Source organism: Sulfitobacter sp. 1A13421 (assembly GCF_043557285.1).
GTDB classification, from domain to species: domain Bacteria; phylum Pseudomonadota; class Alphaproteobacteria; order Rhodobacterales; family Rhodobacteraceae; genus Sulfitobacter; species Sulfitobacter faviae.
In genome coordinates, this window is sequence record NZ_JBIFFQ010000004.1 from 91846 (window position 1) to 106113 (window position 14268).

Consider the following 14268-nt stretch of genomic DNA (forward strand, 5'->3'; position numbering starts at 1 on the left):
GACCCCGCGGGGCAGGGCGGTCGCGCCCGCTTGCGGATCGCACATTGCGCGCGGGGCGTTTTTGCTGAAAAAGGGCGGCATGGACCTCAAGCTTTCCTCCGTCAGCCATTATTATGGCGATACCCAAGTGTTGCGTGACATCACGCTCGACATTCCCTCCGGCCAGATCGTCTGCATCGTCGGCCCGTCGGGCTGTGGCAAATCCACTTTGCTGCGGATGCTGGGCGGGTTGGAACGCCCCAGCGAAGGTCGGGTGTTGCAAATGGGCGATGCGCCTGCGGACTGTCTGAACCCGCTGACCTATATTTTTCAGGACTTCGCCCTGCTGCCTTGGCGCACGGTGCGCGGCAATGTGGCGCTGGTGCTGGAGGGGCATGGGCTGGGCAAGGCGCGGCGCGAGGCGATCATCGCCGATGTCTTGGCGCGGACCAAGCTGACCGATTTCGCCGATGCGCTGCCCAAGCAGTTGTCGGGCGGGATGAAACAGCGGGTGGCGATTGCCCGGGCGCTGGCGGTGAACCCCGCCGTGATGCTGATGGATGAGCCGCTGAGCGCGCTTGACAGCCAGACCCGCGAATTGCTGATGGATGACCTTGTGGCGCTCTGGACGCGGCAGCCTTTCACGGCGGTCTATGTGACACACAACCTCGCCGAGGCGGTGCGGCTGGGGCATAAGATCGTCGTCCTGTCGCGCCGTCCGGGTGAGCTGCGTGAGGTGGTGGAGTTGGACATGCCACTGGCCGAGCGGCGCCACGGCGACCCGGCATTGGAGGCGCAGCAGCAGCACCTTTGGGGCTTGATGCGTGATGAGGCCGCGGCGGCGGATGCGGAGTTGATCGATGGCTGAAATGACGGATGTGAATGCCCGCGAGGTCACTTTTCGCGGCGGTGGCTTCCAGCCCGGCACGCGGCGCGGCGTGGGGCTTGCGGTTTTCGTGGTGCTGATCCTGCTGGCGGAATGGGGCACGCGCAGCGGCTTCATCTCGCCCCTGACCCTGCCGCGGCCCAGCGATGTCTTGCTGACCTTTCAAGAGCTTTACCAGTCGGGGATGCTGTTCAAACACCTCGGCCCCTCGCTGACCCGTCTGGCGGTGGGCGCGCTGATCGGTGCCTCATTGGGCATCGGTATTGGCGTGTTGATCGGGTTGTTCTCTTTGGTCCGCGCGGGGCTGGTGCCGCTGGTGGCCGCGATTTTCCCGATCCCTAAGATCGCGCTGCTGCCGCTCTTCGTCATCTGGTTCGGGATTGATGAGGCCAGCAAATACGCGTTGATCGCCTTTGGCACCTTCACGCCCACGGTGGTGGCGACCTATGCGGCGGTGGACAATGTGGACCGGGTGCTGATCCGCATGGGGCAGAGTTTCGGGCTTGGCTGGTGGTCGATCGTGTCCAAGATCGTGGTGCCCGGCGCGATGCCGGGGATCCTTTCGGGACTGCGGATTTCGCTGACGATCGCGATTATCCTGCTGGTGGCGGCAGAGATGCTGGGCGCGGAATATGGGATTGGGGCGTATATCCTGCAGGCGGGGAGTCTTTATGACTTGGAGCGGCTGTTTGCGGGGGTGGTGATCTTGTCGCTGCTGGGCGTGGCGGTGTCGGCGGCTGTGGCCTTTGTGGAGCGGCGCGTGTTGAGCTGGCGGGTATAACACAAGGGCCAGCGCCTGCCCGCGGGTAGGCGATCTGACGGTCCCTCGTGCCACTTTATGGTTCAACCGTGATGTGCGTCCCGCGAGGCCACGCTCAGCCTCACCAAATCGCCAACCCGTCCGGGCGGGCAGGCGATGGCCCGGCGCCTGCGGCTTGATTCCGGGCCGGGGTGGTAAGAGCGGACCATTTGCGTATCAATAGCGCCAACCGCCCTCACCAACGGACCCCATCATGACCGAACACACCACCACCCACGCCGCCGACGAAGACGCGCGCAACCGCGACATCAAGATCTACGTCAATGGCGACATCCTGCACCGCGACGAAGCCAAAGTCTCGGTCTATGACGCGGGCTTCATGCTGGGCGACGGCATTTGGGAGGGCATGCGCCTCTACAACGGCACATGGGCCTTCTTCGATGAGCATATGGACCGCTTCTTCAACTCCTGCAAAGCGATCTCACTCTACGTGGGGATGGACAAGGCCGGCATCGCCGACGCCCTGCGCCGCACGGCGGAGGCCAATGACATGCATGATGACGTGCACTGCCGCCTGATGCTGACCCGCGGGATCAAGGACAAACCCTTTCAACACCCGTCGCTTAGCACCACTGGGCCGACGCTGGTGATCATCATGGAGCATTCCAAACCCGTGGACCGGCTGCAATCCAAGGGCATCCGTCTGGCCTCGGTCCCGCAGGTGCGCGGCCTACCGCACAGCCAAGACCCGAAGCTTAACAGCCATTCCAAGCTCAACTGCATCATCGCCTGCCTTCAGGCCGAGGAAGCGGGCGCGGATGAGGCGCTGATGCTCGACCCGCATGGTTTCGTGAACACCACAAACGCCTGCAACTTCTTCATCGTGCGCCGGGGCGAGGTTTGGACCTCCACGGGCGACTACTGCATGAACGGGGTGACGCGGCAGAAGGTGATTGACCTGTGCCATGAAAACGGCATCCCGATGAAGGAAAAGAACTTCTCGCTCTACGAGGCTTACGGCGCGGATGAGGCCTTCCTCACCGGCACCTTTGGCGCGCAGACCCCGGTGGCCGAGATCGACGGCAAATCTATCGGCACGGGCGAGCGGCCTGTCACCAAACGCATCCAAGCGCTGTACAAAGAGCTGATCAAACAGCACACGGCCTGAACGCCGCGAGGGTGCCCGCCCCCGCGAAGAGGGGCGGGCGGCATCTTAGGAGACCATGCGCTTGAGCGCGGGCACGCGGCGGAGCAGGAGCCAATCCAGCAGACCCACGACCAGCAGGGTGACCCCCGCCATCGGAAAGGCCAGCGCCACGGCCAGACCGACCACAACCGCGCCTTTCCACAGCGTCATATTGCGCGGCGCGGGTGGGGCAGAGAGCCAACCGGCAGGATTTGCCGGGCGGCGTTTCCACCACATCACCACGCCCGAGACGCAGAGAAAGATCACCGAGAGACAAAACAGCGTATTGGCCAGAACGCTCGGCCAACCCAAAGTGCCCATATGCAGCGCGATGCCCACGGCCATCGCCTTCCCGGCCAGCGAATAATCCGCATAGCGCACATCGGCGAGGATCTTGCCCGTGTGCCGGTCGATATGCACCGTCCGGTCGCAGGTGGGGTCTTCGGCATCGGTGTTCATCGAATCCCGGCTCAGCGTCCAAACACCGTCCTTGCCGCGGGGCAGGTTCATCTGATAGCGCGCGTCAAAGCCGATCTGCCGGGCCAGCGCGTCGATGGTGTCAAGCGTGGCGGGCGTGCCTTCGGCCAATCCTGCCACCCCGGCATCGCTGCCTGAGGCGGGCATCGGGGTTTGCTCCAGCGCCCAAGGCACCTCCTTGGGCCCGTGGTTCATGCTGGCGTGGATGTCATCCGATAGCGGGGCTTCCCATTTCTCCGCCGGGAACTGGCTCCATGCCTGCACCATCTTCTCGCCCCAGATACCGGCCCATGACAGTCCGGAGATCAGGAAGAAGAACAGCACGACCGACACCCAAAGCCCGATCGCCCCGTGCAGGGATTTCCATAAGGCCCGCCCACGGCCTAGTCGCGGCAGCAACGCCGCGCGCAAACCGGTGCCGCGCGGCCACCAGAGGTAGAGCCCCGTGGCGATCAGCACCATGCCAAGCGATGCCGCGATCTCAATCATGCGGTCGCCGGTGACACCCAGCAGCAGGCTGCCGTGGATGTTGTCGGCCATGTCGTACCAACCGCTGCGGCGCGGGAAGCTGGCGAGGACTTCGGCGGTATAGGGATCGACGGCGACCATGGTCGCCACGTCGTGCGCGTCCACCCGAAAGATCGCGGCCAGATCATCGGCGCGGGGGGCGACATATTGCAAAAGGGTACCGCCTTCGATGCTGGCCTGCGCGGCGGCGGCCTGATCGGAGAGGGCAAGGGGCGCGTCTTGGGGCGTGACGGCAATCCGCTCTCCGTCCCGGCCGCCGATGAAGGCAATCCAAAGCATCACAAGCCCGGTCAGGGCGAGCATGATGAAAAAGGGGATAACATAGACCCCGGCATAGAAATGCCAGCGCCAAGCGGCGCGGTAAAAGCTGTTCGCACGTTGCGTGTTGTCGTTTTGCAGGGCTGCCGCGCCTGCAGGATCGATGGAAACCATGTGTTTGGTCCTCTGACTGAATTGATATGTGGTTTGGAGGTCAGAGAACCCGTGGCGGCGCCCTTGCGCGTTTGACAGAGGCGCGGCGCGGTTTGGGCCCTGTGGCAGGGGCAGGGGGCAGCGGTGGCGCCGGGTGAAAGGTGACGGCCAAGGGCTGCACCGCCTGCCCCCTGCGTAGGGCCGCGAGGGAGTGCTGGTTCCAGTCGCAGGGCTTGTGCTCGGGCTGCACCGGTTCGCCATCCGGCCCGATGGTCACCGTCTCCACCCCGTAGCCCGTGCACAGCACCATGGTCAGCGCGCCTTGCTGGCGCTCTGGCATGGTTCCGGGCGCGAGCGCCGAGAACGCCCCAAACAACAACACCACCGCCCAGAGGCAGAGGTGTTGAAGCGGGCCGGTCAACGCCTTGCGGCGCATCCTGCGATTGGCTCGGGCTTAGTGTTTATGCTCGTGCGAGGAGTGATCCATTCCGCCCGCGTCATGCCCGCGGCGGCTTTCGACATTGAACGTCACATCCAAGGTCCCGGCCTTTTCAAAGGTCAGGGTGGCGGGGATTTTCTCGCCTTCCTCAAAAGGGTCACCGTCGAGACCCATGAACATCACATGCAGCCCCCCGGGCTTGAGGGTGACGGTTTCGCCCGCGGGCAGGTCGATGCCGTCCACATGGGACATGCGCGCGACGCCCATGTCATCGGTGGTCGTCTCATGCAGAGAGACTTCGTCAAAGCCCTCGGCGCTGATGCTGACAAGACGATCGGCAGTGTCGCCGCCATTGGTGATCGTCAGATAGCCGCCGCCCACGCGGGCGGTTTTCGGGGTCTCATAGGCCATCGGGTGATCGACGGTCAAAGCGCCTGCGGTGTACTCATGCGCGGCGGCGGGCAGGGCAAGGAGGGCAGCCAAAGCTGCGGTATAGAGAGATTTCATTGTCATGTTCCATTGTCTGAGATGTGTAAAAAAGGTGGTGGCTCAGACGAAGGGAGGCCCCCGGACAGGCGGTGGCGCCCCGGCGGGGCTGCGTGGTGCGCCCAAGGCGCGGGTCAGGCGGGGCGTGGCAAAGTGCAGCGCCGCGCGCGGCAGCAAGACATCCGCCGGGCTGGGCAAGATCAGCGCGTTGACGATGCGGCAGGCTTCGCAATCCAATGCCGCATGGTTCTGCCCTTCGACCGGCCCATCGCAAAGGTCGCTCAACGTGCCGCCCGCTTGGATAAAGGCGATGAACGCCGGATCCTGCTGCACCTGCGCGGTCGCCCGATGGGCGAAAGGCAAGCTGGCAAGGGCCAGCAGCAGCAAGAGGGTCAGGCTGACCCGAAGCGAGGATATGCGCGAAACGGCGGACATGCGCCCTGATACCCCGGCTGTCGCGGCAAGGCTATAGGGCGCTTTGATCTGCGACGCGATGTCGTAGGCCGGGCGCTGTGCAGGGGGGCTATCGGGGGAGAGTGTTGGCTGGGATGGTAGGATTCGAACCTACGGTACACTGTACCAAAAACAGTTGCCTTACCACTTGGCTACATCCCAACACAGGGCGCTAACTAAAGTTCTCTGGCCCGGGGCGCAAGACCCGTTTTAAAGAAATTAGCCTATTCTTCGGCGGCATCAACAGAGAGCAGGTCTTTGCTGGGCAATTCGGCACGTTCCTGCGCGACGATGCGGGTCAATTCCCGCTCGGTTTGGGGGTCGACGGGCTGAACAGCGGCGGGATTCGTGGGTGCGGCTGCCGTTTGCGGCGAATCGATGGGTCCGTCCGACAGCGATTCGCCATGAGAGATCAATCGATAGGCCGGTGGCCCCGCGGTGAGGCCCGCCGCATCGAAAGCTGAGAGGGTCAGGCGAATCGCTTCGCTGCGGGCGGCGACAAGATCGGTGCTTTCTTGGTTGATCCAACCGGCGAATTGCATGTTGATCCAGTGATCGGCGACCTCGTCCACCCAAGCGGCGGCTTCGGGGCTGGATAGGACAAAGGGTAGGTCGTTCAACACTTCCAGCGCCAAATCACGGGCGCGGGCCAGATCGGCGTCGCTGGCGACCGAGAGGGTAAAGATGAACCGCCGCTCGGCGTTGCGCGAATAGTTGGTGATCCGGCTTTTAAAGACGGTGGCATTGGGGATGCGCAGGTGGTTGCCGTCAAAGGTCAGCAGGATCGTGGCACGGCTGGTCAGGCGGATCACCTTGCCGGTGTCGCCGTCGATCTCGACCGTGTCGTTGGGGCGAAAGGGCTGGCGGATCGATAGCATGACCGAGGCGATGAAATTCTCGACCGTGTCGCGCACCGCGAAACCGATGGCGAGGCCGACGATCCCCGCCGCGCCAAGGATGCCCGAGAGCAGCGCCGTGGCGCCGAGGATATCCAGCGCCACAACCAGTGCTGCGATGACAAAGGCCAGCCGGATGATCTGGCGGTAAATGTCAGCGATGAACGCGTTGGGGGCGAGCCGATCCCAAGGGTTGCGCAGCCGCGCCAGCGCCAGCCCGGCGACGATGATCAGGCCAAAGACCCCAAGCGCCACCAGGGCCAGCGGCAGGAAGGCCAGGGCCTGCGCCATCCGGTCCCGGAAACGCTCTACGGCGGGGTTGAGCCGCTCGGCCACATCGGTGCTTTCGCGCACCTCGTTGCGGATCGCCACCACCCCTTCGACACGGCCCGCCAAATCGTTCAGCCGCGCGGCGCTGGCGGTGTCAAGCGTGGTGCCGGTCAGCGTGACGATGCCGGAGGCGACAGAGACGCGGACCTTCTCGAACCCCTCAAGCTCGCGCAGGATGGCGCGGATGCGTTTGGCGATGGCGGCGTCCGCCGTGGCATCGCCTTCGACGGCGATGGTGCCCTCGGGCTGGTCGCTGGTCTGCGCAAAGGCCGGGGTGAGGGGCAGCGCGCAGCTCAGCAGCAGGCAGAGGAACAGGCGGGGCAGGGCGGCGGTGAGGCGCATGGGGGAACTCCGTCAGCGGGATGGGCCACCGCCCCGGGCGACGGGGGACGGTGGCTTGGCCAATTAGCGCGTTACCCCTGACAATCGAGCAGCACCGCCCCGCTGCGCTGTCCGGCCTCGACCAACTCATGGGCGCGGGCGGCCTCAGAAAGCGGCAGGACCGTGTCGACGGGGCAGCGCAGGGCGCCGTCCTCCAACGCGTGGTGCAACCGGTTGATTGCCTGTTCGCGCGGGCCTGCGGGCAGCAGGTAGATCAGGATGATGTCGATCGTGACCGCCTTGAACAGCAGCGGATAGAAGGGCAGCACCGGCGACATTTCCGCCGCCGAGCCATAGGCGGCGATGCGGCCATTGGGGGCGATGACCTCGGTGTCGGTGGTGATGTTCAGGCCGAACTCCGTCTCTACGATGGTGTCGACCGGCTTGCCGCCATTGGCATCGAGCACGGCGGCGGCGAGATCGGGGTCGGCGTAGTTGAACACGGCATCGGCGCCTGCATCGCGCAGCAGATCGTTGTCGCGGGGGCTACAGGTGGCGATCACCTTGGCCCCGCCCCATTTCGCCAGTTGCACTGCAAGATAGCCCACCGTGCCTGCGCCGCCTTGGATCAGCACCGTTTCCCCGGCCACCCCGCCGCCGCCAAAGACGGCGTGGCAGGCGGTCAGCCCCGGAATGCCAAGCTGCGCGCCGACCTCGGACGAGACGCCATCGGGCAGGGGCACGGCTTGATGGGCGGGCAGGGTGATCTGCTCAGCCGCCGTGCCAAAGCCGCGTTGCCACTGGCCGTTCCAGATCCAGATCTTCTGGCCCACGCGGCTCGCATCGACGCCCGCGCCCACGGCGACGATCTCTCCCGCGCCGTCGCTATGGGGGATGACCTGCGGGAAGGGCGGTTTGCTGACGCCGGGGCGGGTGCCCGCGCGGGCCTTCACGTCCGACGGGTTCACGCCCGAATGGCTGAGCGCGACGCAGACCTCTCCGGCTTGCGGGGCGGGGCTGTCGACCTCCGACAGGCGCAGCACTTCGGCGGCGGCTCCGAATTGGTCATAGGTGATGGCTTGCATGGCGCTCTCTCCGGCTTGAATTTTGCGGGCAGAGTGGCGCATGCGCCGGGATCATGCAATTGGCGCGGCGGGGCGGAGTTATTCGCGCAGTTCCTTGGGGCCAACACCCCAGAGCCGGACCTTGGGCGCCCAGCCGGTAAAGCCGCCTGACCGCAATTCGCACCATTCCAGCGTGCATTCGCCCAGACGGGCCACCACGCCGAGTTCCAGCCGCGCCACGACGGCGGCTTTGGGATCGGGATTGATGCGCAATTGTAGCATGTCTTGTTCGACCAGCACCGTGCGGGTGCCGGACAAAAGCGAGTAATGCACCCAGCCGCCCATGCCGTCGCGGTCTTCGACCCGGCGCCAATGCCCGTGTTCGGCGGTGACCCTGAGCGGCAGTTCGCGGCGTTTGTAGACCCAGTCGATCCGGTGCGACAGGGACGGGCCGCGGCGCACATTGCCTTCGGAGGCTTTCATCGAAACGAAACGGGGCAGGGGCAGGTTCGTAACCTGTCCACGCGCCTCTTCTGCGACGCCGGAGGTCGCCTGTGCCAAAAGCAGCGCGCCCACCATCAGGGCGCTGCGAAAGAAAGCGGTTATCATGGAATTGCCTGCTATGCGGTTCACTGCTGTGGGTCGGTGCTGTGCAAATCTGCGGGTTATTGTTGCTCTTTTTCCGGCGCGAGTTCTTGTGCCTCGTCGCTGCATGAGACACCATGCCCGCGAAACGAGGCGACGCCAAGACCGGGAGAGCAGGCATGTCAAAGAAGCGGTTGAGTGTTGTAGTGACGCGACGGTTGCCAGAGGCCGTGGAAACACGGCTGTCAGAGCTGTTTGACGTGACCCTGCGCGAAGATGACAGGCCGATGACCCGCGAGGAATTGGGCGCGGCGATGCGTCAAGCCGATGTGCTGGTGCCCACCATCACCGATGAGATCGACGCGCCGCTGATCACCCAAGCGGGCGAGCGGCTGAAGCTGATCGCCAACTACGGGGCCGGGGTCGATCACATCGATGTGGCCACCGCGCGCCAGCGCGGCGTGCTGGTGTCGAACACCCCCGGCGTGCTGACCGACGATACCGCTGATATGACCATGGCGCTGATCCTTGCCGTGACCCGCCGCATGCCCGAGGGCATGGCGGTGATGCAATCGGGCAATTGGGACGGCTGGGCGCCCACGGCACTCTTGGGGGGCCGCGTTGGCGGGCGCCGTCTGGGCATTCTGGGCATGGGCCGCATCGGTCAGGCCGTGGCGCGCCGGGCGCGGGCCTTTGGCATGCAGGTGCATTACCACAACCGCAAACGCCTGCGCGAAGAGATCGAGGGCGCGCTAGAGGCCACCTATTGGGAGAGCCTTGATCAGATGGTCAGCCGGATGGACGTGATCAGCATCAACTGCCCCCATACCCCCAGCACCTTCCATCTGATGAACGCCCGCCGCTTGGGTCTGATGAAGCCCGACGCGGTGATCGTGAACACCTCCCGAGGGGAGGTGATCGACGAGAACGCGCTGACGCGGATGCTGCGATCTGGCGATATCAAGGGCGCGGGGCTGGACGTCTATGAACATGGTCGCGAGATCAATCCGCGCCTGCGCGAGCTAAAGAACGTCGTGCTGCTGCCGCATATGGGCTCTGCCACATTGGAAGGGCGGATTGAGATGGGCGAGAAAGTCCTGATCAACATCAAGACCTTCGACGACGGCCACCGTCCGCCGGATCAGGTCGTGCCTTCCATGCTCTGACCCACGGACGGCTGCGGCAACGCGGGCCTTTCGTGTGATTAATTTACAAAGATGCCGCCGCAAGATTTTGCGGCGTGAGGATGCTATTGGGAGATAGAACGTGACCAAAATCGCAGATTTGCCGCGAAATGAGGTGGGGATCACCGCCGCGCTGGACGAGTTACAACAAGCCTTCGGGGACAATCTGCTAACTGGCCAAGCCATTCGCGAACAGCACGGCCATACCACCACATGGATCGACACGCAGGCGCCTGATGCGGTGGTCATGGCGCGCTCGACCGAAGAGGTGGCGCAGGCGGTGCGTATCTGCGCCGCCCATCGGGTGCCGGTGATCCCCTTCGGGACGGGCACCTCGCTTGAGGGGCATGTGAACGCCCCCGCGGGCGGGATTTGCATCGATGTCATGCAGATGGACCGCCTGCTTGAGGTCAATGCCGGCGATCTGGACTGCCGGGTGCAGCCCGGCGTGACCCGCGAGGCGCTCAACACCCATCTGCGCGATCAGGGGCTGTTCTTTCCGATCGACCCCGGCGCGAATGCGTCGCTCGGGGGGATGACCGCGACGCGGGCCAGCGGCACCAATGCGGTGCGCTATGGCACGATGAAGGACAACGTCCTGAGCCTTGAGGTGGTTCTGGCCGATGGCCGGGTGATCCGCACCGGCGGGCGGGCGCGGAAATCTTCGGCGGGCTACGATCTGACGCGGCTTTTCGTGGGCTCGGAAGGGACGCTTGGGATCATCACCGAGATCACCCTGCGCCTGCAAGGCATCCCCGAGGCGATGTCCTCGGCCCGCTGTTCCTTCCCGACGGTACAGGCCGCCTGCGAGACCGTGATGGCGGTCATCCAATACGGCCTGCCCGTGGCGCGGATCGAGCTTCTGGACGCCGATGTGGTCAAGGCCGTGAACGCCTATTCCAAGCTGACCCTGCCCGAAACACCGCTTTTGCTGCTGGAATTCCACGGCTCCGAAGCGGGCGTGGTGGAACAAGCCGAGACCTTTGGCATGCTCTCGGAAGAGTTCGGCGGCAGCGGCTATGCCGCAACGACGACCCCCGAAGAACGCAGCAAGCTATGGCAGGCCCGCCATGACGGCTATTGGGCGGTGCTGGCGCTGAGACCGGGCTGCAAGGCGGTGGCCACGGATGTCTGCGTGCCGATCTCGCGCCTCGCCGATGCCGTGGTGGCGGCCCAAGCGCGGGCGGAAGAGTTGCAGTTGATCGCCCCAATCGTGGGCCATGCAGGGGACGGGAATTTTCACGCGTCCTTGTTGATCGACATGGACGACCCCGCAGAAGTCGCGCGCGGCGAGGCCTTCGTCAGCTGGCTGGCGGAACTGGCGATTTCGATGGATGGGACCTGCACCGGCGAACATGGGATTGGGCAGGGCAAGCGGCCCTATCTGCGCAAGGAACTGGGGGCTGCGGTGGATGTGATGGCGACCGTGAAGGCGGCGCTGGATCCGCAGAATATTTTGAACCCGGGGAAGATTTTGCCGGGGTGAGATGGGGTGTTTTGCCCTGATGTTGTGCGGCGGGAGGGGGCGTGCAGGGTATTTGGGAAAGGATGAAGGTGGGGGGGGGCGGTGTGGTCTGCCTAGATGTTGTGCGGTGGGAGAGGTTGTGCAGGGTATTTGAGAAAGGATGAAGGTGGGGCGCGCGCGCTTGGGCTGAGGTGGCGCTTTGGGGGAGCGGGTGAGGTCGGTTTTTGACGATGTTGGGTCGGCTGCTGCCTGCGGGGCGTGGTGCTGCTGCGTACAACGGGAGTGGGCCTAGCGCAGGGGGATTGGCAGATGAAAACGCAAGTCAAAGCATTGGTTGTCGGGGGCGGCGCGGTTGGCACGTCGATCGCCTATCATCTGGCGAAGGCCGGTTGGGATGATGTGATGCTCTTGGAGCGGGACGAGTTGACCTCTGGCTCGACTTGGCATGCGGCGGGGCTTTTGCCCTTGTTCAACATGTCTTATGCGACGACCCATATTCATCAGTATTCGGTCGAGTTTTATAAGACGCTGGAGGCGGAGACGGGGCTGAACGCGGGCTTTGCCGTGGTGGGCAATCTGCGTATGGCCCAGACGGATGCGCGGATGGATGAGTATATGCTCTATGCTTCCACCGCCGAGACCTGCGGCGTGCCCTATCAATGGTTAACCCCCGATGAGATTAAGGCAAAGTGGCCGCTGATCGAGACATCGGATTTGAAGGGGGCGCTTTATCACCAGACCGATGGCTATATTAACCCCGCCGATGTGACCATGGCGATGGCCAAGGGGGCGCGGCAGCGTGGTGTGGCGATCGAGCGCAAGTGGCAGGCGGATGGGTTCCATTGGAATGGGACGCATTGGGAAGTGACCTGCACCAAGATGGTCGAGAAGGGCGGCAACCTTGTCCCGTCGGAGGAGCAGATCGTCATCACGGCGGAACATGTGGTGACCGCGAGCGGCAACCATGCGCAGCGCACGGCGCGGATGCTGGGCATCAAGATGCCAGCGATTCCCGTGGAACATCAGTTCATCGTCATGGACCGCGATCCGGCCTTGGTCGATTACCGGGCAGCGGGCAACGGGGAGCATCCGGTGATCCGCGATGCCGATGCGCAGAGCTATGTGCGCGAAGAGCGTGGTGGCTGGATCCTTGGGGTTTATGAAAAGGGCGCGCCGGCGCGGTTTGAATATGGGGTGCCGGACAGCTTCCGGGCCGATCTGTTTCAGCTCGATCTGGAGCGGATCGAAGAGCAATATATGGCGATGAACCACCGCATCCCCTCGGCCGAGGATTGCGGACTGAAGGATGATTTCAACGGGCCGATTTGCTATACGCCCGATGGCAACCCCTTGGTGGGGCCAGCGCCGGGACTGCGCAATATGTGGCTGGCGGAAGGGTTTTCCTTTGGGATCACGGCGGCTGGCGGCACCGGCTATTATCTGGCGCAGATGATGGTGGAGGGCGAGTCCGAGATCGATATGGCGAGCCTCGATCCCAAACGCTACGGCGATTGGATGACCACGGAATATGCCGCGCGCAAGAACGAGGAAGCCTACGACCACGTTTATATTCTGCACCATCCTGATGAGGAGCGGCCCGCGTGCCGTCCGCTGCGCACCTCGCCCGCCTATGACCGGCAGGCGGCGCGGGGGGCGCAATTCGGGCAGGTGAATGGCTGGGAGCGGCCGAATTATTTTGCGCCGGAGGGATTTAGCGATCATGACAGCCGCTCGTTCCGGCGCGGGGGCTGGTGGCAATATGCCGTGGAGGAAGCGCGGGCGATCCGTGAGGGGGTCGGGCTGATCGATGCCACGGCCTTTACCAAACATCTGGTCCGCGGGCCGGGGGCAACGGCGTTTCTGGATTGGTTCACCTGCAACAAGCTGCCTTCGGTGGGGCGGATCAACCTCACCTATGCCTTGAGCGAGGCGGGAACGACGCGGACGGAATATACCATCGTGCGTTTGGCGCAGGACGAATATTACCTCGTCTCGGCGGGGGCATGGACGGCCTATGACAGCGATTATCTGAGCAAGGCGATTGCCGATAAGATGCCTGAGGTCGGCTATATTGAGTGCCATGACGTGACCACGCAGTGGGGTGTCTTCGCGATTGCCGGGCCGAAGTCGCGGGATGTTTTGGGTGCCTTGGTGCGGGATGCGGCGCCGGAGACGGTGTTGGGCAACAAGCGGTTCCCATGGCTCACCATGCGCGACATCGAGTTGGGCATGGTGCCGGTGCGCGCGATCCGGGTGGCCTATACCGGGGAGCTCGGCTGGGAATTGCATCACCCGATCGAGATGCAGAACCATCTGTTCGACCAGTTGGAGAAGGCAGGCACGCCGCATGGGATGAAGCTGGTTGGCGCGCGGGCGCAGAACTGGCTGAGGCAGGAGAAGAGCTATCGCGCCTTTGGGCATGAGCTGGGCCGGGATGCGACGCCTTTGGAAGCGGATTTGCCGCGCTTCGTCGACCTGAACAAGAAGTTTCACGGGAAGCAGGCGATGGTCGATCACGGCATCCGCGCGAAATGCGTGACCGTGCTGATCGATGGGCCAGAGGATGCCGATCCTTGGGGCCGTGAGGTGCTTTACAATGGCGAGACCCGGACCGGGCGGCTGACCTCGGGGGGCTACTCCGTGGCCTTCGGCAAGAGCATCGGCATGGGCTATGTCAAACCCGAGGATGCGGTGGTAGGCACGAGGCTGAAGGTAAAGATGCTTGATCAACTGTGGGAGGCCGAGGTGGTCGAAGACAGCCCCTATGATCCGAAGAACCAGCGCATCCGGGCGGACGGTTGATCCGGCGCGGGCTGCT

Annotated in this window: 13 protein-coding genes and 1 tRNA gene; 6 read left to right on the forward strand and 8 right to left on the reverse strand. The window is 64.1% G+C overall.

What is annotated here, in order from left to right; genetic code table 11:
• The first annotated feature begins 79 nt into the window (after positions 1-79).
• The 3 genes from ACGYLI_RS09385 (at position 80) to ACGYLI_RS09395 (ending at position 2793) form a co-directional block, all read left to right on the forward strand.
• Positions 80-847, forward strand: a complete 768-nt coding sequence (locus tag ACGYLI_RS09385) for an ABC transporter ATP-binding protein (protein WP_394418991.1) — start codon at positions 80-82, stop codon at positions 845-847.
• A complete protein-coding gene (locus ACGYLI_RS09390; protein ID WP_209217161.1) occupies positions 840-1646 on the forward strand; it encodes an ABC transporter permease in 807 nt (268 codons plus the stop codon). The genes ACGYLI_RS09385 and ACGYLI_RS09390 overlap by 8 nt, the downstream gene beginning before the upstream one ends.
• A gap of 232 nt (positions 1647-1878) precedes the next feature.
• Positions 1879-2793, forward strand: coding sequence for a D-amino acid aminotransferase (locus tag ACGYLI_RS09395; protein WP_394418992.1), 915 nt, complete (start codon positions 1879-1881; stop codon positions 2791-2793).
• 45 nt (positions 2794-2838) lie between these two features.
• Here the strand turns inward: ACGYLI_RS09395 and ACGYLI_RS09400 are convergent, their stop codons facing one another.
• The 8 genes from ACGYLI_RS09400 to ACGYLI_RS09435 all read right to left on the reverse strand — a co-directional run bounded on the left by ACGYLI_RS09400 (position 2839) and on the right by ACGYLI_RS09435 (position 8825).
• Positions 2839-4248 (reverse strand): PepSY-associated TM helix domain-containing protein, encoded by a 1410-nt coding sequence (locus ACGYLI_RS09400; RefSeq protein ID WP_394418993.1) that lies wholly within the window; start codon positions 4246-4248, stop codon positions 2839-2841.
• Between the two features lie 40 nt (positions 4249-4288).
• Positions 4289-4648: a hypothetical protein gene (locus tag ACGYLI_RS09405; RefSeq protein ID WP_394418994.1), complete on the reverse strand. Its 360-nt coding sequence runs from the start codon at positions 4646-4648 to the stop codon at positions 4289-4291.
• A 33-nt stretch (positions 4649-4681) separates the two neighbouring features.
• On the reverse strand, positions 4682-5173 hold the full coding sequence (locus tag ACGYLI_RS09410) for a copper chaperone PCu(A)C (RefSeq protein ID WP_394418995.1): 492 nt from the start codon (positions 5171-5173) through the stop codon (positions 4682-4684).
• Between the two features lie 42 nt (positions 5174-5215).
• Entirely contained in the window at positions 5216-5587 is a 372-nt protein-coding gene (locus tag ACGYLI_RS09415; protein ID WP_394418996.1) for a polyketide synthase, read from the reverse strand.
• A 105-nt stretch (positions 5588-5692) separates the two neighbouring features.
• Positions 5693-5767, reverse strand: a tRNA-Gln gene (locus ACGYLI_RS09420).
• Positions 5768-5829: 62 nt separating this feature from the next.
• The gene (locus ACGYLI_RS09425) at positions 5830-7173 is read right to left on the reverse strand and encodes a mechanosensitive ion channel domain-containing protein (protein ID WP_394418997.1); all 1344 of its coding nucleotides are present in this window, start codon (positions 7171-7173) and stop codon (positions 5830-5832) included.
• Positions 7174-7244: 71 nt separating this feature from the next.
• The gene (locus tag ACGYLI_RS09430) at positions 7245-8237 is read right to left on the reverse strand and encodes an NADPH:quinone reductase (RefSeq protein WP_394419178.1); all 993 of its coding nucleotides are present in this window, start codon (positions 8235-8237) and stop codon (positions 7245-7247) included.
• A 78-nt stretch (positions 8238-8315) separates the two neighbouring features.
• Positions 8316-8825 (reverse strand): SH3 domain-containing protein, encoded by a 510-nt coding sequence (locus ACGYLI_RS09435; RefSeq protein WP_394418998.1) that lies wholly within the window; start codon positions 8823-8825, stop codon positions 8316-8318.
• 155 nt (positions 8826-8980) lie between these two features.
• On the opposite strand from ACGYLI_RS09435, the gene ACGYLI_RS09440 reads away from it, so the two are divergent.
• From ACGYLI_RS09440 to ACGYLI_RS09450, 3 genes are all read left to right on the forward strand, one after another.
• A complete protein-coding gene (locus ACGYLI_RS09440) occupies positions 8981-9967 on the forward strand; it encodes a 2-hydroxyacid dehydrogenase (protein WP_394418999.1) in 987 nt (328 codons plus the stop codon).
• A 100-nt stretch (positions 9968-10067) separates the two neighbouring features.
• Positions 10068-11471 carry an FAD-binding oxidoreductase gene (locus ACGYLI_RS09445; protein ID WP_394419000.1) on the forward strand — a complete coding sequence of 468 codons (1404 nt, stop codon included), beginning with the start codon at positions 10068-10070 and terminating at the stop codon, positions 11469-11471.
• 288 nt (positions 11472-11759) lie between these two features.
• Positions 11760-14252 carry an FAD-dependent oxidoreductase gene (locus tag ACGYLI_RS09450; RefSeq protein ID WP_394419001.1) on the forward strand — a complete coding sequence of 831 codons (2493 nt, stop codon included), beginning with the start codon at positions 11760-11762 and terminating at the stop codon, positions 14250-14252.
• The last annotated feature ends 16 nt before the right edge of the window (positions 14253-14268 follow it).